This window comes from Kitasatospora sp. NPDC101157, from assembly GCF_044768255.1.
In the GTDB taxonomy this organism is placed as follows: Bacteria; Actinomycetota; Actinomycetes; order Streptomycetales; family Streptomycetaceae; genus Kitasatospora.
Window position 1 is genome coordinate 89,013 of record NZ_JBIWPL010000010.1, and the last position, 22,402, is coordinate 111,414.

Genomic DNA, 22,402 nt, shown 5'->3' on the forward strand with positions numbered 1-22,402 from the left:
CGCGACGGTTGGGTAACAGTGCGTCAGGCTGTGTCACCTGGGTCGCGGTGGTTGGGGATGGTGTCGGCATGAGCTACCGGATCCCCACGCCGCCGCCTTCCCTGGAGGAGCTGGCGAAGCGTCAGCAGAACGTCGTCACCGCGAGCCAGCTGCGCGCCCGGGGCGTACCGGCCCGGGTCATCACCGAGCACTGCCGCCGGGGCGGTCCATGGCAGCGGCTGCTGCCGAGGGTCTACCTGCTCCAGTCCGGCGAACCCACCCCGGAGCAGCGGATGTGGGCGGCGCTGCTGTACGCGGCGCAGAACGGCCGGGAGGAGGGCCGCCGTGAGGGCGCGGTGATCACCGGCGCGGCCGCGCTGGCGCTGTACGGCTTCGCCTCCGTGCCCCGGCTTCCCGCGGTCACCGGGGTGGACGTCCTGGTGCCCCGTCAGCGACGGCTCAAGGACGCGGGCGACGTGCGGATCCTGCGCACCGAGCGGGAGTTGGTGGCGCGTTCGGTGCACGGCTTGGCCTGCGCGCCGGTCGCCCGGGCGGTCGCGGACGCGCTGTGCGAGTGGACGGCGGAGGGCGACGCGGCGGTGCCGGTGCGCGAGGTGCTGCGCGAGGCCGTGGCCCGCCCGGAAAGCAGGTGCACGGTGCGGGAGTTGGCCACCGAGCTGGTCGAGTCGGGGCTGACCGGGGAGCCCCGGGTGCGTGCCGCGCTGGACGAACTCCTCGCCGCCGAACGGGACTTCGTCATGGAGCAGGTGGACCGGCTGGTGGACGAGTGGCTGCTGCCGGCCCCGCTGGCCGCCCCGGAGCTGCGGATGCGCGGCGGCACGTACATCGGCATCCCGGACCTCTACTGGCCGGAGCGCGGGGTCGCGGTGGAGGTGGACTCGGACCTGCGCTGTGTCAGCGAGGGCGAGGCCGCCTGGGTGCGCGGCGGCCAGCACCGGATGGAGTACCTCGGCATCCGCGTGGTGTACGTCTCCGGAGCCCGGCTGGCCGCCGACCCGGAGGCGGTGGGCGGCGAGCTGCGCGAGGCCTACCGGGCCGGCGGGACGGACGTGGTGGAGCTGCTGGTGGTCTGAGCGCCGCCCGTCCTCGCGGACGGCTCAGGTCGGTTCAGGTCGGCTCAGGACGGGCGGACCACCGGCTCGCCGACCAGCTCGACCCCGGCCGCCCGCAGCTCCTCCAGCGCGGCGGCGGTGGTCTCCCGCGACACCCCGGCGGTGAGGTCGAGCAGCACCCGGGTGGTGAAGCCGGCCCGCGCCGCGTCCAGGGCGGTGGCCCGGACGCAGTGGTCGGTGGCGATGCCGACCACGTCGATCTCGTCGACCTGCCGCTCGCGCAGCCACTCCACCGGGCCGCGGCGGTTCTCGTCCAGTCCCTCGAAGCCGCTGTAGGCCGCCGAGTAGGCGCCCTTGTCGAAGACCGCCTCGACCGCCCCGGAGATCACCGCGGGCGCGAAGTTGGGGTGGAAGCCCACGCCCTCGGTACCGGCCACGCAGTGCACCGGCCAGCTGGAGACGTAGTCCGGCTCGTCGGAGAAGTGCTCGCCGGGGTCGATGTGGTGGTCGCGGGTGGCGAGGATGTGCCGGTAGCCGGGGGAGGACTCGGCGATCAGGTCGGTGATGGCGGCGGCCACCTCGGCGCCGCCGGCGACGGCCAGGCTGCCGCCCTCGCAGAAGTCGTTCTGCACGTCGACGACGATCAGTGCCCGGTGCATGGTTCGCATCCTCGGATGTGGGGGCGGTGCGCCCCGGTGGCGGGGGTCCTCGCCGACGCCGGACGGCGCGGGCGGGACTCCAGGGGACTCTACGGTTGACTCTAGGGAGTGGCGTGCGGCGGCGGAAGGCTTGGGACCCGGCTTCGGGCGCCCCTCCCGCGGGGTGGCGCCGGGAGTCCGGGAGCGGGCCCGGCGGCCCGACGCCTGGCCGCGCGGACGCCCTCGGTGCGGACCGGCGGATCAGCCGACCAGTTCGGTGGGGATGACCGGGTCGCCCTTGGAGAGCTGGGTGGCCGACAGCGGCAGCGCCGCGCGGGCCCGGATGTGCCGTTCGCGGGCGGCCGTCAGCGGCTCTCGGCCGACGGTCTCACCGGCCAGCACCAGCGGTACCTGCATCAGGTGCGGCCGCAGCTCGTCCGGGACCGGTCCGGTGCCGATCACCTCGGCCTCCGCGACGCCCTCGGCGTCGGGGCGCCGGGCGGCCCACTTGCGCCCGCCGATGCTGGTCTTGCCGCCGGCCGCCCGCTTGGCGACCGGCACCAGCGGGCCGTCCGGGGTCTCGGCGCGGGCGACCAGCTTGTAGACCATCGCGCAGGTCGGGTGGCCGCTGCCGGTGACCAGGCTGGTGCCGACGCCGTAGCCGTCCACCGGGGCGGCGGCGAGGGCGGCGATCGCGTACTCGTCGAGGTCCGAGGTGACGATGATCCGGGTCTTGCCGGCGCCGAGTTCGTCCAGCTGACGGCGGACCCGGTGGGCCGCCAGGATGAGGTCGCCGGAGTCGATCCGGACCGCGCCCAGCTCCGGCCCGGCCACCTCGACGGCGGTGCGGACGGCCTCGCGCAGGTCGAAGGTGTCGATCAGCAGGGTGGTGCCCCGGCCCATCGAGTCGATCTGCGCCCGGAAGGCGTCCCGCTCGGTGTCGTGCACCAGGGTGAAGGCGTGCGCGGAGGTGCCGGTGGTCGGGATGCCGTGCAGGAAGCCCGCCTCCAGGTCGGAGGTGGCGGCGAAGCCGGCCACGTAGGAGGCCCGGGCGGCGGCGACGGCGGCCTGCTCGTGGGCCCGGCGGGCGCCCAGTTCGATCACCGGACGGGCGCCGGCCGCGGCGGTCATCCGGGAGGCGGCGGCCGCGATGGCGGAGTCGAAGTTGAGGATGGAGAGGATCACCGTCTCCAGGATCACCGTCTCGGCGAAGCTGCCCTCGACGGTGAGCACCGGCGATCCGGGGAAGTAGACCTCGCCCTCGGGGTAGCCGTGGATGTCGCCGCGGAAGCGGTAGTCGGCGAGGAACCGCAGGGTGTCCTCGTCGACCACGCGCTGGTCGGAGAGCCAGTCCAGCTGGGCCGTCCCGAAGCGGAAGTTCTCGACGGCGTCCAGCACCCGGCCGGTGCCGGCCATGACGCCGTAGCGGCGGCCGCTGGGCAGGCGCCGGGTGAACACCTCGAAGACGGAGCGGCGGTGCGCGGCCCCGCTGCGCAGGGCGGCCTGCAGCATGGTGAGCTCGTAGCGGTCGGTGAGGAGCGCGGTCGACCCGGCCGCGCGCACTGAAGTGGCGTCCATGGAGATGATGCTACTACCACTTAGCGTCAGAGTGACGATTTCTCGTCCCGGGAGCCGGGCCGGAATCGCCCGGGGGTCCCCCGGATGGCAGCATGGGCCATGAGGAGTCACGGACGAGTGTGCAACGAGGAGGCCCGGCGGTGAGTGTCGCGCCCGTGGAGATCGAGCGCCCGGAGGTCGAAGGACAACCGGTGACCGAGCCGGACACGCCCTGGGTGACCATCGTGCACAACGACCCGGTCAATCTCATGAGCTATGTCCAGTACGTGTTCCAGGCCTACTTCGGGTACCCGAAGGACAAGGCCCGGAAGCTGATGATGGACGTGCACACCAAGGGCCGGGCGGTGGTGTCCAGCGGGTCCCGCGAGGAGATGGAGCGGGACGTCCAGGCGATGCACGGCTACGGCCTGTGGGCGACGCTGCAGCACGACTGATCGCCCATCCGGCGCACAGTGACTGACCGCCCGCCGGTCCGGCGGCGCGGCCGAAGACGACGAAGACGGGCTGACCGATACAGATGGCTGGGTTGTTCGAGAGCGCCGGCGGTGGTGGCGCGGCGATCGCACTGGACGAGGTGGAGGCCTCCATCCTGCGGTCGCTGGAAGTGCAGATGCTGGAGCTGATCGGCCCCGGGCCGGGCGGGGACGGCGAGGACCCGCTGGCGGCGCTGTTCGCCGAGGGTCCGTCCGAGGCGCCCGCCGACCCGGCGCTGGCCCGGCTCTTCCCGGACGCCTACGGGGACCCGGCCGCGCCGGCGGACGAGGAGGCCCGCGCCGCCGCCGCCGAGTTCCGCCGCTACACCGAGGTCGACCTGCGGGCCCGCAAGCGGGACGACGCGCTGCAGGTGGTCCGGGCGCTGGACGGCCTCGGCGGCGCCGGGGTGCTCAAGCTGGCGGCCGGCGACTGCCTGCACTGGCTGGGCGCGCTGAACGACCTGCGGCTGACCCTCGGGGTGCGGCTGGAGGTCTCCGAGGAGGACGAGCAGGGCCTCTACGAGCTGCCGGACGGTGACGAGCGCAAGCCGCTGGTGATGGCCTACCTGTGGCTGGGGGCGCTCCAGGAGTCGCTGCTGGAGGCGATCACCGACTGAGCCCGGGCGGTTTCCGCCCCACTCTCCCGGGTGATCCTGCCCGCTTTCGGGCACGCCCCGGCCGTTCCGTCCAGCATGTGGACGATTGGCCGGGGCATTTTCGCATAAAACGGGCAAAATATAACAGGACATGCTCAAATATCGCTCAGATGAACACCGCTATCCGGACCGTGCGTGGTACGACTTCTCCCCACAAACGCGACCCACCCAGGACGGTGAGCATGGCCGAGCAGATCTACGACCAGGTGGTCGATGCGAAACCGGACGAGGAGGGCTACGAGCGGGGGCTGGGCAGCCGCCAGATCCAGATGATCGCCATCGGCGGCGCGATCGGCACCGGCCTCTTCCTCGGCGCCGGCACCGCCATCTCCAAGTCCGGACCGAGCCTCATCCTGTCCTACGCGGTGGCCGGCCTGGTGATCTTCGTGATCATGCGCGCCCTCGGCGAACTGCTCACCTACCGCCCGGTCTCCGGCAGCTTCGCCGAGTACGCCCGCGAGTTCCTCGGCCCCTTCGCCGGCTACGTCACCGGCTGGACGTACTGGCTGTTCTGGGTCGTCACCGGCATGGCGGAGACCACCGCCGCCGCCGTGTACGTCAAGTTCTGGGCCCCCGGCATACCCCAGTGGGCCAGCGCGCTGACCTTCCTGGTGATCCTCTACGCGGCCAACCTGATCTCGGTGAAGCTGTTCGGCGAGATCGAGTTCTGGTTCTCCATGGTCAAGGTCACCGCCATCATCGGCATGATCCTCATCGGCATCGGCGTGCTGACCCTCGGTTTCAGCAAGGCCGGTGACACCGCGTCGGTCAGCAACCTCTGGCAGAACGGCGGCTTCTTCCCCAAGGGCATCGGCGCCACCGTGATGACCCTGCAGATCGTCATGTTCGCCTACCTCGGCGTCGAACTCGTCGGCGTCACCGCGGGCGAGAGCCAGAACCCCGAGAAGACCCTCCCGCGCGCCATCAACACCCTGCCATGGCGCATCGCGCTGTTCTACATCGGCGCCCTGGTGGTCATCCTCTCGCTCGTCCCGTGGACCGAGTTCCAGCCCGGCGTCAGCCCGTTCGTCGCCGCCTTCGGCAAGATCGGCATACCGGCCGCGGCCGGCATCATCAACTTCGTGGTGCTCACCGCAGCCCTCTCCTCCTGCAACTCCGGCATGTACTCCACCGGACGCATGCTGCGCGACCTCGCCCTGCGCGGCCAGGCCCCCGGACGGCTCACCAAGCTCAACAGCCGCCGCACCCCCGCCGTCGCGATCACCCTGTCCTGCCTGCTGATGGGCGCCGGCGTGGTACTCAACTACCTCGTCCCGGCGCGGGCGTTCGAGTACATCACCTCGGTCGCCACGGTCTGCGGACTGTGGACCTGGGCGATGATCCTGATATCCCAGATCCGCTACCGCAAGGCCTGGCGGGCCGGCCACCTGCCGCCGCCCACCTTCAAGGCCCCCGGCGGCGCCTGGGTCAACTGGACCGCCCTCGCCTTCCTGGCCATGGTCGTGGTGCTGATCGCCCTGGACAAGGACAACCGGATCTCGCTGTACGTCTTCCCGGGCTGGGCCCTGCTGCTGGTGGTCGGCTACCAGGTGCTCAAGCGCCGCAACCCGCAGGCCGTCCACGGCCCCGCCCACGACCACCTGCACGCCGGCAGCGGCAACGCGGACGCCCGCTGACCGCGACTCGGACGCCCCGCCGGACATCCGGCGGGGCGTGTCTATCCTGACCACATGCTGACCATCACCCGAGAAATCCGCGACCGGATCGTGGCCCACGCCCGCGCCGACCACCCGGACGAGGCCTGCGGCGTGGTCGCCGGACCGGCCGGCAGCGGCCGCCCCGAGCGGTTCGTCCCGATGCTCAACGCGGCCCGCTCGCCCACCTTCTACGAGTTCGACTCGGGCGACCTGTTGAAGCTCTACCGCGAGATGGACGACCTGGACGAGGAGCCGGTGATCGTCTACCACTCGCACACCGCCACCGAGGCCTACCCCTCCCGCACCGACGTGAGCTACGCCTCCGAGCCGTTCGCCCACTACGTCCTGGTCTCCACCGCCGACGGCAACGGCGAGGACGACCCCTACCAGTTCCGCTCGTTCCGCATCGTGGACGGCGAGATCACGGAGGAAGACGTCCAGGTCGTCGAGGCCTACCCGGCCTGACCGGCACCCACCTGGACCCGGCCCGCCGACCCGCCGCGAGCGGGCGGCGGGCCCGCTTCGTCTCAACATCGGAAACGACAACATCCGGATCACGAGACGGGCATGTCGGAGCGGGCCCGGGAATCTATACGATGAGCCCATGCGTTCCGTCGATGTGAGCAACCAGGCCCCGGGCACCCGCCTCGTGGCGCGCCTGCACATCGACCTGTGCCGGCACGCCGGCGCGATCTGTCCCGGCACGCCCGCGCGCTCGCGCTGAGAGCCGCCCCGCCCCACCCGGGCCCCGCCGCCTCCCCAGCGGCGCCGAGCCCCGGGGACCCTCCGCCCTGCCGCGCCCGCTGCGGCCCACCCACCTCCACGACTCGCACAGGAGCGCACCCATGGCCATCGAGGTCCGCATCCCGACCATCCTCCGCACCTACACCGACGGCGCCAAGGCCGTCGAGGGCAACGGCAGCAACCTCGGGGAACTCTTCACCGACCTCGACGCCCGCCACCCGGGCATCGCCGCCCGCCTGGTCGAGGGCGGCGAGCTGCGCCGCTTCGTCAACGTCTACCTGAACGACGAGGACGTCCGGTTCCTGGACGGCATCTCCACCGCCCTCGCCGACGGCGACAGCGTCACCATCCTGCCCGCCGTGGCCGGCGGCGCCCGCTGACATCCTGGTGCCCCCGCCCGCAGGGCCGGGGGCACCACCCCTGTTCACCCCCACCGCCGTGGCCGGAGGCCTCCCTTGCGATACGACAGTCCGCTCGAAGCCGTCGGCAACACCCCGCTGGTACGCCTGCCGCGGCTGTCCGCCGCCGTCCCGGGCAACGACGGGGGCCTGGTGAACCTGTGGGCCAAGCTGGAGGACCGCAACCCCACCGGCTCGATCAAGGACCGCCCCGCGCTGCACATGATCGAGCGCGCCGAGGCCGACGGCCGGCTCACCCCCGGCTGCACCGTCCTGGAGCCCACCAGCGGCAACACCGGCATCTCGCTCGCCATGGCCGCCAAGCTCAAGGGCTACCGGATGGTCTGCGTGATGCCCGAGAACACCAGCGAGGAACGACGCGAACTGCTCCGGATGTGGGGCGCCGAGATCATCTCCTCCCCGGCCGCCGGCGGCTCCAACACCGCCGTCCGGATCGCCAAGGAGATCGCTGCCGAGCACCCCGACTGGGTGATGCTCTACCAGTACGGCAACCCCGACAACGCGGGCGCCCACTACACCACCACCGGCCCCGAGATCCTCGCCGACCTGCCGACCGTCACCCACTTCGTGGCCGGCCTCGGCACCACCGGCACCCTGATGGGCGTCGGCCGCTACCTGCGCGAGAAGGTCCCCGGCGTGAGGATCGTCGCCGCCGAACCGCGCTACGACGACCTGGTGTACGGGCTGCGCAACCTCGACGAGGGCTTCGTGCCCGAGCTGTACGACGCCGAGGTGCTCACCACCCGCTTCTCGGTCGGCTCCGCGGACGCCGTCCGCCGCACCCGCGAACTCCTCCAGCAGGAAGGCATCTTCGCGGGCGTCTCGACCGGCGCCATCCTGCACGCCGCGCTCGGCGTCGGCCGCAAGGCGGCGGCCGCCGGGGAACGCGCGGACATCGTCTTCGTCGTCGCCGACGGCGGCTGGAAGTACCTGTCCACCGGCATCTACACCGCCGAGTCCACCGAGGCGGCGGTCGAGGCGCTGCAGGGCCAGCTCTGGGCCTGAGCAGCCAGGGCCCGCCCGGGAAGATCCGCCGGCCGGGCCCTAGTTCTGCAGCGACCGCTGGGCCCGGGCCCAGACCTGGCGGTCCACCGTGCCGGCCCGGCGGCGGAAGGCCGACAGCGGTACCTCGCGCAGCTCGTCGGTCTCCAGCCAGCTGGCCCGGCCCTGCCGGTCGCCCACCGAACCGGGCGGCAGCGGCAGCACGCCCGGGCGCTCGGCGTGGTGCTTGCTGGTGATCTTCGCGACGGTGGCGGCCCGGCCGTGCACCCGCAGCACCAGGCAGGGGCGGTCCTTGGAGCCCGGGCCGTCCTCGAACGGCACCTCCGCCCACCAGATCTCCTGCGGCTCCGGTCCGCCCCCGGCACCCGGGCGCGGCCGCGGGCCGGTCGGGCCGGTCGGACGCGCGGCCGGCCGGGTGCGCCTTGCCAGAGCCGCCGCGACGGCCGCCAGGACGGCGACGCCCGCCACGGCCAGGACCACCCAGATACCAGTCATGCGGCGAACCGTACCGGGCCGGTGGTGAACGCCACCACCGTGGCGGCTGTGAAAGTCGGGCATTCGTCCGGGTGTTGCTCCAGTTTCGTCACGGAACGGCCACGAAGCCCGTTCTGTCGGCTACGCCCCGGTGTCGCCCGGAAAGGCTGCCTCGGGAACGTCCGCCCCCGCCCCCCGGAGGTGCCTTCGTGAGGAGTTCCGAACTCTGGTCCTACGCCGAGATCGCCCGGCACATCGACGTCCGGCCCGAGACCGTCCGCAGCTACCGGCGGCACGGCCTGCTGCCCGACCCGGACGTGGTCGACGACAGGGGACACCCCCGCTGGTACCCCGGGACCATCCGCTCCTGGGCCCGCAACCGCCCCCGGCACCGCTGAACCGACCGCGCCGCCCCCGCCCCGGCGGTCTGGGTGATTCCAGCCACAGCCCGGCACGGGGACGGGGGCAAAGTGCCGCTCCGCCCTTACCCTCGACACACCAACGCAGTGCTACCGGCCGGTCCACCGGCCCGGCCTGCGGTTTTCCATGCTGTTTTCCATGCTGTTTTCCATGCCGCTCCAACAACATGAAAAGCAGCCCAGCAGCAGCCAGGACGTGTCGGGGCGGAGGGGCTCGGATGAAACTGACCGTGGTGGGGTGCTCGGGGAGCTTCCCGTCCGCCGACTCGCCGTGCTCCAGCTACCTGGTCGAGGCCGACGGCTACCGGGTGGTGCTGGACCTCGGCAACGGCGCCCTCGGCGCGCTGCAGAAGTACACCAGCCTCTACGACGTCGACGCCGTCCTGCTCAGCCACCTGCACGCGGACCACTGCGTCGACCTGTGCGCCTACTGGGTCGCCCGCAACTACCGCGCCGAGGGCTGCCCCGACCTGCTGCCGGTGTACGGCCCGGCCGGCACCGCCGAGCGGCTCGCCCGCGCGTACGACATGCCGGAGAACCCCGGAATGAAGGAGGTGTTCGAGTTCCGCACGCTCACCCCGGGCAGCTTCGAACTCGGCCCGTTCCGGGTCTCCGTCGCCCAGGTCAACCACCCCGTCGACGCCTTCGCCTTCCGGCTGGAGCACGGCGGCCGCTCGCTGGTGTACTCCGGCGACACCGGTGAGAGCCCCGCACTGGTCGAACTCGCCCGCGACACCGACCTGTTCCTCTGCGAGGCCGCGTACCTCGACGGGCGCGACACCTACCGGGCCGTCCACCTGAACGGCCGGGAGGCCGGCGAGCACGCCGCCGCCGCCGGGGCCCACCGGCTGGTCCTCACCCACATCCCGCCGTGGACCGACGCCGAGCACAACCGCCGTGACGCGGCCGCCGCCTACGCCGGCCCGGTCGAGCTGGCCCGGGCCGGCGCGGTGTACGAGATCTGACCCGTCTCAGCGCCGCTCGGGGACCGGCAGGCCGAGGTGGTCGCGCAGGGTCGGGCCGGTGTACTCGGTGCGGAAGACCCCGCGCTCCTGGAGCAGCGGAACGACCCGGTCGACGAACTCGTCCAGGCCGCCCGGGGTCAGGTGCGGGACCAGGACGAAGCCGTCGGCCGCGTCCTGCTGGACGAAGTGGTCGATCCGCTCGGCGACGGTGGCGGGGGAGCCGACGAAGGTCTGCCGACCGGTCACCTCGATGACCAGCTCGCGACTGCTCAGCCCCTTCTCGGCGGCCAGGGCGCGCCAGCGTTCGGCGGTGCCCAGCGGGTCCGGGACGCGGACCCGGCCCTGGACCAGCGCGCTGTCCGGGTCGGGGTCGACGCCCGGCAGCGGTCCGTCCGGGTCGTGGTCGGAGAGGTCGACGCCCCAGACCTGCTCCAGGAAGGCGATCGCGGTCCGCGGCCCGACCTGGGCCCGGCGGACCTCGGCGGCGCGCTCGGCCGCGTCGGCGTCGGTGTCGCCGAGGACGAAGGTGGCGGCCGGCATGATCTTCAGCTCGTGCGGCTCGCGCCCGTAGCCGGCCAACCGGCCCTTGACGTCGGCGTGGAAGGCCCGGCCGGCGTCGAGGTCGGAGTGCCGGCTGAAGACGACGTCGGCGGTGGCGGCGGCGAACTCCCGGCCCTCGGCGGAGTCGCCGGCCTGGATGACCACCGGGTGGCCCTGCGGCGGTCGGGGCAGCGAGAGCCGGCCCTCGACCTCGAACTGGGGTCCGCGGTGCCGGACGGGTTCCTCCCCGGCGTCCCAGAACTCCTTTACCAGCTGGACGGATTCGGCGGCCCGGGTGTAGCGGTCGGCGCGGTCCAGGTAGCCGCCGCGGCGGAAGTTCTCCCCGGTGAAGGCGTCCGAGGAGGTGACCACGTTCCAGGCCGCGCGGCCGCCGGAGAGGTGGTCCAGGGAGGCGAAGCGGCGGGCGAGTTCGTACGGTTCGTTGAAGGTGGCGTTCACCGTGGCGGCCAGGCCGATCCGTTCGGTGACGGCGGCCAGGGCGTTCAGCACGGTGATCGACTCGGGGCGGCCGACCACGTCCAGATCGTGGATGCGGCCCTTGGTCTCGCGCAGCCGCAGCCCCTCGGCGAGGAAGAAGAAGTCGAACTTCCCGCGCTCGGCGGTTCGCGCGAGGTGGCGGAAGGAGGCGAACTCGATGTGGCTGCCGGAGGCCGGGTCGCTCCACACCGTGGTGTTGTTGACGCCGGGGAAGTGCGCGGCGAGGTGGACCTGCTTGAGCGGACGGTCCGTCATCGGGCCACCTCCGCCAGGGCGGTGGCGGCATGCGCGGCGGGAGTGCGGGCGACGGCGTAGCGGCTGGCCGGACGGGCCAGGCCGAGGTGGTCGCGCAGGGTGCGGCCGGAGTACCCGGTGCGCAGCAGCCCGGCCTCGCGCAGGGCGGGGGCGATCCGCCCGGCGAGGGCGGTCAGGTCGCGTTCGGGGTCGGCGGGGACGAGGTGGAAGCCGTCCACGCCGGTGCCGGTGGCGGTGAGTTCGGTGAGCAGCCGCTGTTCGGCGGCCCGGTCGGGCAGGGCGGCGTCGAGCCGGGCGAGGATGCGCAGCTGTTCGCCGGAGCGCAGTCGCAGTTCGGTGGCGGCGGTCAGCCGGGCGGCCCGGTCGGGGGCGTCGAGCAGCACGACGTCGGCGTACCGGATGGCGGTGGTGACCCGGGCGCGCCCACCGGGGGAGGCGTCGCGGGCGAGGTCGGCGGCGGCCACCGGTACCGCGACCACCGGGCGCCCCTGGGGCGGTCGCGGGGTGATGGAGGGACCGCGGACGGAGAAGTGCCGGCCCTCGAAGTCGATGTAGTGCAGCTTGTCGCGGTCGACGAACCGGCCGGTGGCGGTGTCGCGGATCTCCGCGTCGTCCTCCCAGCTGTCCCAGAGCCGGGCGGCGACCTCGGCGGCGTCGGCCGCCTCGGCCCACAGCTCGTCCTCGGGGGCGACCGGGCGGCGGCCGAAGGCCTTCGCCTCGGCCTCGGTGGTGGAGACGCCGACCAGCCAGCCGGCCCGGCCCTCGCTCACCCAGTCCAGGGTGTTGAGCGAGATCGAGGTGTGGAAGGGCTCGGTGTGGGTGGTGGTGACGGTGGGGACCAGGCCGATCCGCGAGGTCAGCGGCGCGATCCGGGCGAGGGTGGCGAGCGCGTCGGGGCGGCTCGGTTCGGCGGTGAAGGAGTCGTCCAGGGTGACGAAGTCCAGGCCGGCCCGCTCGGCGAGCCGGGCGAGGGCGGCGTAGTGGCCGGGGTCAAGGCGGCGGGGGCTGTCGGCGGTGGTGTCTGCGGCAGTGCCTGCGGTGGTGTCTGCGGTGGTGTCGATGGCGAGGTCGATGGCGGCGGAGAGGTGCAACTGGCGGGGCATGGCGGGGCCTGGCTTTCCTCGTGCGGATGCGCGCGGGCAGCGGCGGGGCCCGTTCCGGCGCCGGGTACGGGCACGGGTACGGGCGCGCGGCCGCGCGGAAGGGGGAGGACGGCCGGCGCCGGGCGAAGTCGTCAGCCGGGCGGCGGCGGGGGGAGGGGTCGGCTCAGCCGCGACACGCCGCGGACCACACGCGACCGAAGTCGATGTGGCTGCGGGTCACCAGCGGGCACGAGGGATACACGGCTTCAGTTGACCAGGGCGTCCGTCGGTTCGTCAACCGCCGTTCCCGCCCTGCGGACATGCCGAAGGCCCCGCCCGGCCGCCGGGGGAGCGGCGGTGGGGCGGGGCCTTCGGAGCGGGAGGTCAGGCCTTGGTGATGTCCTCGATCTCGGCGTCGTCCTCGCGACCGGGGGTCTTGAGGTTGAACTTGGTGATCGCGAAGCGGAACACGAAGTAGTAGATCGCGGCGAAGACCAGGCCGATCGGGATGATCAGCAGCGGATTCTTGGCCAGGCTGAAGTTGATCGTGTAGTCGATCAGGCCGGCCGAGAAGCTGAAACCGTGGTGGATGCCGAGCGCCCAGGTGAGGGCCATCGAGACGGCGGTCAGTACGGCGTGGATGGCGTACAGGGCCGGGGCGATGAAGAGGAAGGTGAACTCGATCGGCTCGGTGACACCGGTGACGAAGCTGGTCAGCGCGATCGAGATCATCATGCCGGTGACGGCCTTGCGGCGCTCGGGGCGGGCGCAGTGGGCGATCGCGAGGGCGGCGGCCGGCAGCGCGAACATCATGATCGGGTAGAAGCCGGCCTGGAACTGGCCGGCGGTCGGGTCGCCCGCCAGGAAGCGGTTGATGTCGCCGTGGACGACGGTGCCGTGGGCGTCGGTGTAGTCACCGGTCTGGAACCAGGCGTAGGTGTTGACGAACTGGTGCATGCCGATCGGGATCAGCGCGCGGTTGATCAGGCCGAACAGACCGGCGCCGACCGCGCCCGCACCCACCAGGCCGTTGTTGACGTGCGAGATCGCGTCGCCGATGGGCTGCCAGCCGAGGCCGAAGATGACGCCCAGGCCGGTGCCGACGAAGGCCATGATGATCGGCACCAGGCGGCGGCCGTTGAAGAAGCCCAGCCAGTCGACCAGCTTGGTGCGGTGGAACCGCTGCCACAGGATGGCCGCGAGCAGACCGACCACGATGCCGCCGAGCACGCCCGGGTCCTGCGGCTTGCCCGCCGGGAGGGCCTCGGTGACGGTGCCGTGAGCCGGAAACGCGGTCAGGACGTTCTTGAAGACCAGGTAGCCGACCAGCGCGGCCAGCGCCGTGGAACCGTCGGCCTTCTTGGCGTAGCCGATCGCGATGCCGACGCAGAACAGCAGCGGCAGCGCGCCGGTGACGGCGGTGCCCGCGGCGCCGAAGACCTCGACGAGCTTCGCGGGGAAGTGCCACTTCTCATGGACGTCGGGCTGGCCCAGGCGCGCCAGCAGACCGGCGGCCGGGAGGACGGCGATCGGCAGCTGGAGGCTGCGGCCGACCTTCTGGAGGCCGGGAAGGACGCTGTTGCCGAACTTCTTGATCGGCGTCGGAGCCTTGGCGGGCGCCGGTGCCTGCGCAGACTGACTCATGGGGGTGGGTTCCTAACGGCATGGCGGTCGGTCGGGGGAAGGCACACGGGGCCGGACCGCGAACTGGTCTACACCACACGTGGTGTAGACCAGTTTTGTAGCACGGGTGGAGAAGTCGGGGAACCCCGGATAGCGCCGCCGCCGGGAAGCGCTATGAAATCGAAACCTAGCCCCGGAACGACGATCATGATTTCAGCCGCGATTGTGATTTTGGCTATTTGCGCAACAAAAAGCGCGGAGCCCTTGCGGCGCCCGGGCCGGGGCGGGGTCGCGGGGCCGGGTCGGGGCGACCGGGCCGCTCGCCGGTGCGTGCGGCTGCTGCTGAGAGTGACCGGAGGGTCGCGGACGCGCCGCTGGGACGTCGCCCGGGCCGTGGTCGGCACCCGTCCAGAACCGCCTCCGCCGGGCGGATCGCGACCGAATTACCTTTTCGACGGGCGTTGGACGGGGAATTCGGTCCTTTCTCGAAATGCCGAGAGCCCTCGGACCGGCGGGTCCGAGGGCCTTTCCGGGTGACGCCCGGGGAGCAATTCAGGCCTTGGTGACGTCCTCCACCTCCGCCTCGTCCTCGCGCCCCGGGGTTTTCAGGTCGAATTTGACGATGATGAAACGGAAGAGCGCGTAGTACACCACGGCGAAGCACAGCCCGATGACGATGATCATCCATGGTTTGGTGGCCAGCCCCCAGTTGATGACGTAGTCGATCAGACCCGCCGAGAAGCTGAAGCCGTCGTGCACCCCCAGCCCCCAGGTGACCGCCATCGAGGCGCCGGTCAGCAGCGCGTGCACGGCGTACAGGGCCGGGGCGATGTAGGCGAAGGAGTACTCGATCGGCTCGGTGACGCCGGTGACGAAGGAGGTCAGGCCGACCGAGAGCATCAGGCCGTAGATCTCCTTGCGGCGGTGCGGCTTGGCCGAGTGGGCGATCGCGAGTGCCGCGGCGGGCAGCGCGAACATCATGATCGGGAAGAATCCGGACTGGAACTGGCCGGCGGTCGGGTCCCCCGCCAGGAAACGCGGGATGTCGCCGTGCACGACGGTGCCGTCGGCCTTCGTGAACTCGCCGAACTGGAACCAGACGAAGGTGTTCAGCAGCTGGTGCATACCGATCAGCAGCAGCGCGCGGTTGAAGACGCCGAAGATGCCCGCGCCGCCCGCGCCGAGATCGGCGAGGTTCTGCGAGAAGTCGTTCAGACCGCGGCCGACCGGGGGCCACACCCACAGCGCGACGACCGCGGTCAGTGTGCCGACCAGGGCGGTGATCATCGGCACCAGACGGCGGCCGTTGAAGAAGCCGAGCCAGTCGACCAGCCTGGTGCGGTGGAAGCGCACCCACAGCCAGGCCGACATCAGGCCGATCAGGATGCCGCCGAGGACCCCCGGGTTCTGGTACGTCGCGCTGGCCGCCTTCGCCGAGGTGTAGTCCACGCACTGGTCGCTGACCAGCACGGTCGGCGGCTTGCAGTGCTCCGGGAAGGCGTGCAGAACCTGGTAGTAGACGAGGAAGCCGACCACGGCCGCCAGCGCCGTCGAGCCGTCCGCCTTCTTGGCCATGCCGATCGCGACCCCGATGCAGAACAGCATCGGCAGGCCGAGCGCGGAATCCAGCAGAGCGCCGCCGGCCGCCGCGAACACCTTGGCGACGTTCGTCCAGCCCAGGCCGTCCTTCCCGAAGACGTCCGGCTGGCCGAGCCGGTTGAGGATGCCCGCCGCGGGCAGTACCGCGACCGGCAGCTGCAGCGAGCGGCCCATCTTCTGGAGCCCGCCGTAGAAGGTGTGCCACCACGTGGTCCGCGGGGCCGTGGCGCCTGCCGAACTCATCATCCGCCCTCCGGGCGCGGTTGCCGTCGGGAGACCCGTGCGGGACCCTCGGGCGGGGCCCGGGAACACCCGGGGCCCTCCCCGCGTTCGCCGGAGTACACCTATATTGGTGTAGACCACCTTGGGACGCAGGCCGGACACCGGAACGCGGGCCCCGCTGATCGTCATCCTCGGGCGGCGGTCCGGAGCCTGCGCGCCGGAGTGGGCCAAAAGTGGACTAGCGTGGCAGACCGGACCGGCTCGGGGCATGCTGGTCGCGCGCCACCCGGCAGCGCGACCGCAGCTGAACCCGCGTCAGCCACCGGCACGGACCTCACCGCCCCGACGGTCGAGGACCACCCCAGCACAGCGCAGGACGGCACCCGGCAAAGCCGCCGAAGGGCCGAAACAGAGGGAGAGAACCAGATGGCCAGCAAGGCTGAGAAGATCGTCGCCGGTCTGGGCGGCATCGACAACATCGAAGAGGTCGAGGGCTGCATCACCCGCCTGCGCACCGAGGTCAAGGACGCCGCCCTGGTCGACGAGGCCGCCCTCAAGGCCGCCGGCGCCCACGGCGTCGTCAAGATGGGCACCGCGATCCAGGTCGTCATCGGCACCGACGCCGACCCGATCGCCGCCGACATCGAGGACATGATGTGAGCTGAGCCACCCAGGCTCACCGCCCACGGCCCGCCGACCCGCTCAGGGGACGGCGGGCCGACGCGTGCCCGGGCCGCCGAGCCGAGCGGCTACGCTCAGTGGCTATGTCACGCATCGACGGCCGCACCCCCGACCAGCTCCGCCCCATCACCATCGAGCGGGGCTGGAGCAAGCACGCCGAAGGCTCCGTCCTGATCTCCTACGGCGACACCAAGGTGCTGTGCACCGCCAGCGTCACCGAAGGCGTCCCCCGCTGGCGCAAGGGCAGCGGCGAGGGCTGGGTCACCGCCGAGTACTCCATGCTCCCGCGCGCCACCAACACCCGCGGCGACCGCGAAGCCGTCAAGGGCCGCATCGGCGGCCGCACCCACGAGATCAGCCGGCTCATCGGCCGCTCCCTGCGCGCCGTCGTCGACCACCGCGCCCTCGCCGAGAACACCATCGTGCTCGACTGCGACGTCCTCCAGGCCGACGGCGGCACCCGCACCGCCGCCATCACCGGCGCCTACGTCGCCCTCGTCGACGCCGTCTCCTGGGCCCGCGACCGCAAGCTCCTCCGCGCCAAGGGCCAGCCCATCACCGGCGGCGTCAGCGCCGTCAGCGTCGGCATCATCGACGGCGTCCCCATGCTCGACCTCCAGTACGAGGAGGACGTCCGCGCCGAGACCGACATGAACATCGTCTGCACCGCCGACGGCCGCTTCGTCGAGGTCCAGGGCACCGCCGAAGGCGCCCCCTTCGACCGCGACCTGCTCAACCAGCTCCTCGACCTCGGCAGCCTCGGCTGCGCCGAACTCGACGAGATCCAGCGCAAGGCCCTGGAGGGCTGAACCCCCCTCCCCGGACACCTGTGCGGCCCGCTGTACACGCGCGGGCCGCAGCCCGTACGGTTCCCGCAGCGCCCTCGCTGCGGGAACCGCGCACCCGGTGGCGCGCGTCCCTCCCCACGGAACCCCCGCCCACCAGGAGGACCGGATGCCGTCGAGCATCGCCCGCCCCGCCGCCCTCGCCGTGGCCGGACTGATCGCGATCCTCCCGCTCAGCATGGTCAGTTGCTCCGCCGCCCAGAAGGCCATCGACTGCGGCAACACCGCAGTCAAGGTCACCGGCGACATCGCCGACCTCACCAAGGCCTACGACAACTCCAGCAACGACTCGGCCGCCGCCGGGAAGGCGCTCCAGAAGCTCAAGAGCGACCTCGACCAGATCGGCAAGAGCGCAAAGAACACCGACGTCGCCAAGGCCGTGACCGACCTCCAGAAGCAGGCCGACAAGGTCCAGCAGGCCGTCGACAACAAGCAGGCCCCCGACCTCAAGCCACTCGGCGACGCGGCGGGCAACCTCACCTCGGTCTGCACCGGCTGAACCCCTCCGCGCTCTCGGTAGGGTGGGCGATATGTCCACCCGTCTGATCCTCGCCACCCGCAACCAGCACAAGGTCGCCGAACTGCGCGCCATCCTCGGCGATGCCGGCCTGGACGTCGAACTCGTCGGCGCCGACGCCTACCCCGAGATCCCTGACGTCCCCGAAACCGGCGTCACCTTCGCCGAGAACGCCCTGCTCAAGGCCCACGCCCTCGCCCGCGCCACCGGCCTGCCCGCCGTCGCCGACGACTCCGGCCTCTGCGTGGACGTGCTCAACGGTGCGCCCGGCATCTTCTCCGCCCGCTGGGCCGGCAAGCACGGCGACGACCTCGCCAACCTGGAACTGCTGCTCGCCCAGCTCTCCGACATCGCCGAACCCCACCGCGGCGCCCACTTCTTCTGCGCCGCCGCCCTCGCCCTGCCGGACGGCACCGAACGCGTCGTCGAGGGCCGCCTCCTCGGCACCCTGCGCACCGCCCCGGCCGGCACCAACGGCTTCGGCTACGACCCGATCCTCCAGCCCCTCGGCGAGACGCGTACGTGCGCCGAGCTGACGGCCGAGGAGAAGAACGCCATCAGCCACCGCGGCCAGGCCTTCCGGGCTCTGGCCCCGGTGGTCAAGGACCTCATCGGCTGATTCGCCGGAGGAACGACGGTGGCCCGTTGCCCTTCGAATCGAAGGGCAACGGGCCATTTCGCTGAGTACGCCCGGTGGGACTCGAACCCACGACACTGCGGACCTAAACCGCATCTCTCTAGCCAGCTGGAGTACGGGCGCACGTCAAAGCAAGCCTACCGTTAGGTGGATCCCGCTGCGGCCGCTTTCTCGAAATCGGATTGAGCTATGCGGCGACGTCCCTCCGGGGGCCGGTGCGGTTCATGTTCCGGCCGCAGTAGGTCGGCGTGATGGCGTGACAGTTGGGGCAGAGCAGGCGGAGGTTCTCCCGCCGGTTGTCCAGCCAGTCGCCGTTGATGTGGTCGACCTCCAGGGTCATCGGGTGTCCGAGCCAGGTCGGGGGAGTGCCGCACGACTCGCAGACGTTCGGATGCCCGATGTGCACGAGCATGGTCCGAAGCCGATCGCCGGGGACCCGCTGGCTGCCCGGCGGGCGCCGAACCAGCAACTCCTCGGGCGTGCGTCGCGGTCCGGCCTTCTGCCCCTTGTTGTGTGCCCGTCCGGTGAAGTGGTCGGTGTCGAGGCGGTGGAAGTCGATGGCTTCCCGCACCAGCGTCTGCGTACTGCCGCAGTCGGTCATCCCGAGGGCGAGGATCACGCCTCGGACGCTCCGGTGTTCGGCGACGGCCTGCGCCAGGGTCTCCTTCGGGACGGCTTCGACCCTGCTGCGGCCGTAGCCCCTGAGCCTGAAGTGCGAGGTGTCGATGCCGAAGTCAGCCAGACGCTTCTTCAGGTATCCGTAGAGGCTGTCGTACGGGGTGACGCCCAGGTAGGCCATCATCGCGTTGATGCTGTCGCTGTTCGCGGCGGCTTCGACCAGGGCCTCCCGTGAGTACTGCCGCCGTCCGTAGTCAGGCCTGCCGTGGTTGAAGTGCGAGGTGTCGATCCCGTAGTGCCTGAGTCGCTTGCTCAGGTAGCTGTGCGTGCCACCCGCCATCGGCACGCCGAGTTTGCGCATCATCTCGTTGACGCTGCTGGACTCGGCCGCGAGGGCGGCGAGCAGTTCGCGGGTGTACTTGACCGGCATGGTTGTTCCCCCTGTGGGCTCGTGAGCCCCCTTCTCCGGTCTGGCAACGATCGGCGGGCGGAAGGGTTACGGCCTGTCGGGGGTTTGGGAAGTGTTTGCCAATTGGTACAGACCTATTGACCTGCGTGGTCCAGACCACATAGCTTCGGCGCCAATTGAATCCCCCACGTGCGTGCTCTCCCCACGGGCGCGTGCCGACACTCTCTCCTGGAGGACCGAGTGTTGATCCGAAAGAGCTCCGCCGCCCGGGCGGGTACGGCCTCGTTGGCGGCGGCGGCGTTGGCCGGGCTGGTGATGGCGACGCTGGGCGCGGTGCCCTCGCAGGCGTCGGCGGCGGTCGACAACGCGGCGTGCCGGCCGGACGGGCTGTACCAGACGCCGGGGGTGGACGTCCCGTACTGTTCGGTCTACGACACCGCTGGGCGCGAGAAGATGGGCGCGGACCACCAGCGCCGCATCATCGGGTACTTCACCGGCTGGCGCACCGGCAGGAACGGCGACCAGCCGTACCTGGTGAGCGACGTCCCCTGGGACAAGGTCACCCACCTCAACTACGCCTTCGGGCACGTCGGCGGGGACAACAAGCTCTCGGTCGGCGCGGACGGCCCGACCAACGAGGCCACCGGGATCTCCTTCCCGGGGGTGCCGGGCGCGGAGCTGGATCCGACACTGCCGTACAAGGGCCACTTCAACCTGCTGACGAAGTTCAAGAAGCAGTACCCGAACGTCAAGACCCTGATCTCGGTGGGTGGTTGGGCCGAAACCGGCGGCTACTTCGGGGACGACGGCAAGCGCGTCGGCTCCGGTGGCTTCTACTCGATGACGGTCAACCCGGACGGCAGCGTCAACCAGGCCGGCATCGACACCTTCGCCGCCTCCTCCGTCGACTTCATCCGCAAGTACGGCTTCAACGGCGTCGACATCGACTACGAGTACCCGACCTCGATGAAGGACGCCGGCAACCCGCTGGACTGGCAGCTGGCCAACTCCAAGCGCGGCTCGCTGGCCAAGGGGTACGCGGCGCTGATGAAGACCCTGCGGGAGAGCCTGGACAAGGCGGGTGCCGCCGACGGCAGGCACTACCTGCTGTCGGTCGCGGCGCCGTCCTCGGGCTACCTGCTGCGCGGCATGGAGACCTTCCAGGTGGCCCAGTACCTGGACTACGTCAACATCATGTCGTACGACCTGCACGGTGCCTGGAACAAGTACGTCGGTCCGAACGCCTCGCTCTACGACGACGGCAGGGACGGAGAGTTGGCGGCCGCCAACGTGTACGGCACCGGGCAGTACGGCGGCATCGGCTACCTCAACGCCGACTGGTCGTACCACTACTTCCGCGGCGCGATGCCGGGCGGGCGGATCAACGTCGGCCTGCCGTACTACACCCGTGGCTTCAAGAACGTCCAGGGCGGCACCAACGGTCTGTGGGGCACCGCCGCCGCGACCACCTGCCCGGCCGGCTCCGGGCTGACCGCCTGCGGTGACGGCGCGGTCGGCATCGACAACATCTGGAACGACAAGGACGACGCGGGCAAGGAGTCCCCGGCCGGGTCGAACCCGATGTGGCACGCCAAGAACCTGGAGAAGGGCATCCTGCCCGACTACCTGGCCAGGTACGGCGTGACCGACACCGCGCTGCAGGGCAGCTACACCCGCAACTACAGCAGTTCGCTGGCGGCGCCGTGGCTGTGGAACGACACCAAGAAGGTGTTCCTGTCCACCGAGGACGAGCAGTCGGTGGGCGCCAAGGCGGACTACATCGTCAACCAGGGCGCCGGCGGCGCGATGATCTGGGAGCTCGCGGGTGACTACCGGTGGGACGCCACCGCCAACGGCGGCAAGGGCGAGTACGTCCCCGGCTCGACGCTGACCTCGCTGATGTACGACAGGTTCAAGTCGGCGAGCCCGTACGGCGCGACCCGTTCGACCGTCCCGCTGCCGCAGCAGACCCTGCCGATCGACGTGTCGTTCACCAACTTCGCGCTGGGCGACTCGAACTACCCGATCAACCCGAAGCTGCACATCGTCAACAACTCGACGCTGACCTTGCCGGGCGGCACCGAGTTCCAGTTCGACTACAGCAACTCGGCCCCGGGCAACGCCAAGGACCAGTCCGGCTTCGGGCTGCAGGTGATCCGGCAGGACAACCCGGGCCCTGGCAACGCGGGCGGGCTGAAGGGCACCTACAACCGGGTGTCGGTCAAGCTGCCGGGCTGGCAGTCGCTGGCGCCGGGGGCCTCGGTGGACATGGACTTCGTCTACTACCTGCCGGTGTCCACTCCGTCGAACTGGACGGTCAACGTGGGCGGGACGCCGTACGGGATCAAGGGCGACCTGACCCGGGGCGCGGTGGAGGGCGGCACGCCGACGCCCACTCCGACCCCGACCCCGACGCCCACTCCGACCCCGACCCCGACGGGCACTCCCACCCCGACTCCGACGGGCACCCCCACCGGGACGCCCAGCCCGACCGCGACGCCGACCGCGACGCCGACCGCGACGCCGACGCCGACCCCGACCTCGGGCACCTGCACGGCCGCCCCCGGCTGGGACGCGGGGACCACCTACGCGACGCCGACCAAGGTGTCCTGGAAGGGCCGCTACTACCAGAACAAGTGGTGGACCAAGGGCGACGACCCGGCCGCCAGCGGCGCCTGGGGCGTCTGGAGCGACCTCGGTGCCTGCTGAGCCCGACGGCGGCGGTCACCGGAGGTGAGGAACGGCGGTGGCGGCACACCCGGTCGGGGGGTGGGCCGCCACCGCTGCGTTTGCCGCGG

23 protein-coding genes and 1 tRNA gene are annotated in these 22,402 nt (G+C 71.5%); 15 read left to right on the forward strand and 9 right to left on the reverse strand.

What is annotated here, in order from left to right:
• Positions 1-68 precede the first annotated feature (68 nt).
• Entirely contained in the window at positions 69-1,073 is a 1,005-nt protein-coding gene (locus ACIRVF_RS21270; RefSeq protein WP_402819816.1) for a hypothetical protein, read from the forward strand.
• Positions 1,074-1,117: 44 nt separating this feature from the next.
• On the opposite strand, the gene ACIRVF_RS21275 is transcribed toward ACIRVF_RS21270, so the two are convergent.
• Complete coding sequence (locus ACIRVF_RS21275; RefSeq protein ID WP_402819819.1) at positions 1,118-1,711, reverse strand: isochorismatase family protein; 594 nt, start codon at positions 1,709-1,711, stop codon at positions 1,118-1,120.
• A gap of 240 nt (positions 1,712-1,951) precedes the next feature.
• The gene (locus ACIRVF_RS21280) at positions 1,952-3,268 is read right to left on the reverse strand and encodes a nicotinate phosphoribosyltransferase (protein ID WP_402819822.1); all 1,317 of its coding nucleotides are present in this window, start codon (positions 3,266-3,268) and stop codon (positions 1,952-1,954) included.
• A 140-nt stretch (positions 3,269-3,408) separates the two neighbouring features.
• On the opposite strand from ACIRVF_RS21280, the gene clpS reads away from it, so the two are divergent.
• From clpS to ACIRVF_RS21315, 7 genes are all read left to right on the forward strand, one after another.
• The gene (gene clpS, locus ACIRVF_RS21285; protein ID WP_030284071.1) at positions 3,409-3,702 is read left to right on the forward strand and encodes an ATP-dependent Clp protease adapter ClpS; all 294 of its coding nucleotides are present in this window, start codon (positions 3,409-3,411) and stop codon (positions 3,700-3,702) included.
• Between the two features lie 83 nt (positions 3,703-3,785).
• Positions 3,786-4,358 carry a DUF2017 domain-containing protein gene (locus tag ACIRVF_RS21290; protein ID WP_402819825.1) on the forward strand — a complete coding sequence of 191 codons (573 nt, stop codon included), beginning with the start codon at positions 3,786-3,788 and terminating at the stop codon, positions 4,356-4,358.
• Between the two features lie 221 nt (positions 4,359-4,579).
• Complete coding sequence (locus ACIRVF_RS21295; RefSeq protein WP_402819828.1) at positions 4,580-6,034, forward strand: amino acid permease; 1,455 nt, start codon at positions 4,580-4,582, stop codon at positions 6,032-6,034.
• A 54-nt stretch (positions 6,035-6,088) separates the two neighbouring features.
• Positions 6,089-6,520 carry a Mov34/MPN/PAD-1 family protein gene (locus tag ACIRVF_RS21300; RefSeq protein ID WP_402819831.1) on the forward strand — a complete coding sequence of 144 codons (432 nt, stop codon included), beginning with the start codon at positions 6,089-6,091 and terminating at the stop codon, positions 6,518-6,520.
• Between the two features lie 139 nt (positions 6,521-6,659).
• Positions 6,660-6,779, forward strand: coding sequence for a putative leader peptide (locus tag ACIRVF_RS21305; RefSeq protein WP_317621128.1), 120 nt, complete (start codon positions 6,660-6,662; stop codon positions 6,777-6,779).
• Between the two features lie 121 nt (positions 6,780-6,900).
• Positions 6,901-7,179, forward strand: a complete 279-nt coding sequence (locus ACIRVF_RS21310; RefSeq protein WP_402819834.1) for a MoaD/ThiS family protein — start codon at positions 6,901-6,903, stop codon at positions 7,177-7,179.
• A 75-nt stretch (positions 7,180-7,254) separates the two neighbouring features.
• Positions 7,255-8,223, forward strand: a complete 969-nt coding sequence (locus ACIRVF_RS21315) for a PLP-dependent cysteine synthase family protein (RefSeq protein WP_402819837.1) — start codon at positions 7,255-7,257, stop codon at positions 8,221-8,223.
• A 39-nt stretch (positions 8,224-8,262) separates the two neighbouring features.
• Here the strand turns inward: ACIRVF_RS21315 and ACIRVF_RS21320 are convergent, their stop codons facing one another.
• Positions 8,263-8,715 carry a type II toxin-antitoxin system PemK/MazF family toxin gene (locus ACIRVF_RS21320; protein WP_402819840.1) on the reverse strand — a complete coding sequence of 151 codons (453 nt, stop codon included), beginning with the start codon at positions 8,713-8,715 and terminating at the stop codon, positions 8,263-8,265.
• A gap of 188 nt (positions 8,716-8,903) precedes the next feature.
• Between ACIRVF_RS21320 and ACIRVF_RS21325 the strand changes: the two genes are divergently transcribed.
• Together ACIRVF_RS21325 and ACIRVF_RS21330 are read left to right on the forward strand one after the other, a co-directional pair.
• A complete protein-coding gene (locus ACIRVF_RS21325) occupies positions 8,904-9,092 on the forward strand; it encodes a MerR family transcriptional regulator (protein ID WP_402819843.1) in 189 nt (62 codons plus the stop codon).
• 239 nt (positions 9,093-9,331) lie between these two features.
• The gene (locus ACIRVF_RS21330) at positions 9,332-10,078 is read left to right on the forward strand and encodes an MBL fold metallo-hydrolase (protein ID WP_402819846.1); all 747 of its coding nucleotides are present in this window, start codon (positions 9,332-9,334) and stop codon (positions 10,076-10,078) included.
• Positions 10,079-10,084: 6 nt separating this feature from the next.
• On the opposite strand, the gene ACIRVF_RS21335 is transcribed toward ACIRVF_RS21330, so the two are convergent.
• The 4 genes from ACIRVF_RS21335 to ACIRVF_RS21350 all read right to left on the reverse strand — a co-directional run bounded on the left by ACIRVF_RS21335 (position 10,085) and on the right by ACIRVF_RS21350 (position 15,918).
• Positions 10,085-11,371, reverse strand: a complete 1,287-nt coding sequence (locus ACIRVF_RS21335; RefSeq protein WP_402819849.1) for an LLM class flavin-dependent oxidoreductase — start codon at positions 11,369-11,371, stop codon at positions 10,085-10,087.
• On the reverse strand, positions 11,368-12,474 hold the full coding sequence (locus tag ACIRVF_RS21340) for an LLM class flavin-dependent oxidoreductase (RefSeq protein WP_402819852.1): 1,107 nt from the start codon (positions 12,472-12,474) through the stop codon (positions 11,368-11,370). Before ACIRVF_RS21340 ends, ACIRVF_RS21335 begins: the two co-directional genes overlap by 4 nt.
• Positions 12,475-12,837: 363 nt before the next feature.
• A complete protein-coding gene (locus tag ACIRVF_RS21345; protein ID WP_402819855.1) occupies positions 12,838-14,097 on the reverse strand; it encodes a PTS transporter subunit EIIC in 1,260 nt (419 codons plus the stop codon).
• Between the two features lie 531 nt (positions 14,098-14,628).
• Positions 14,629-15,918, reverse strand: coding sequence for a PTS transporter subunit EIIC (locus ACIRVF_RS21350; RefSeq protein WP_402820216.1), 1,290 nt, complete (start codon positions 15,916-15,918; stop codon positions 14,629-14,631).
• Between the two features lie 222 nt (positions 15,919-16,140).
• On the opposite strand from ACIRVF_RS21350, the gene ACIRVF_RS21355 reads away from it, so the two are divergent.
• The 4 genes from ACIRVF_RS21355 to rdgB all read left to right on the forward strand — a co-directional run bounded on the left by ACIRVF_RS21355 (position 16,141) and on the right by rdgB (position 18,559).
• Positions 16,141-16,557, forward strand: coding sequence for a glucose PTS transporter subunit EIIB (locus tag ACIRVF_RS21355; protein WP_402819858.1), 417 nt, complete (start codon positions 16,141-16,143; stop codon positions 16,555-16,557).
• 104 nt (positions 16,558-16,661) lie between these two features.
• Positions 16,662-17,387, forward strand: a complete 726-nt coding sequence (gene rph / locus ACIRVF_RS21360; protein WP_402819861.1) for a ribonuclease PH — start codon at positions 16,662-16,664, stop codon at positions 17,385-17,387.
• 145 nt (positions 17,388-17,532) lie between these two features.
• The gene (locus ACIRVF_RS21365; RefSeq protein ID WP_402819864.1) at positions 17,533-17,922 is read left to right on the forward strand and encodes a hypothetical protein; all 390 of its coding nucleotides are present in this window, start codon (positions 17,533-17,535) and stop codon (positions 17,920-17,922) included.
• 31 nt (positions 17,923-17,953) lie between these two features.
• A complete protein-coding gene (gene rdgB, locus ACIRVF_RS21370; RefSeq protein ID WP_402819867.1) occupies positions 17,954-18,559 on the forward strand; it encodes an RdgB/HAM1 family non-canonical purine NTP pyrophosphatase in 606 nt (201 codons plus the stop codon).
• 66 nt (positions 18,560-18,625) lie between these two features.
• Here the strand turns inward: rdgB and ACIRVF_RS21375 are convergent.
• Together ACIRVF_RS21375 and ACIRVF_RS21380 are read right to left on the reverse strand one after the other, a co-directional pair.
• Positions 18,626-18,700 (reverse strand) — tRNA-Leu (locus ACIRVF_RS21375).
• A gap of 64 nt (positions 18,701-18,764) precedes the next feature.
• The gene (locus ACIRVF_RS21380) at positions 18,765-19,625 is read right to left on the reverse strand and encodes an HNH endonuclease (RefSeq protein WP_402819870.1); all 861 of its coding nucleotides are present in this window, start codon (positions 19,623-19,625) and stop codon (positions 18,765-18,767) included.
• 294 nt (positions 19,626-19,919) lie between these two features.
• Here ACIRVF_RS21380 and ACIRVF_RS21385 point away from each other — a divergent pair, with 294 nt between their 5' ends.
• On the forward strand, positions 19,920-22,313 hold the full coding sequence (locus ACIRVF_RS21385; protein WP_402820218.1) for a chitinase C-terminal domain-containing protein: 2,394 nt from the start codon (positions 19,920-19,922) through the stop codon (positions 22,311-22,313).
• Positions 22,314-22,402: the final 89 nt, after the last annotated feature.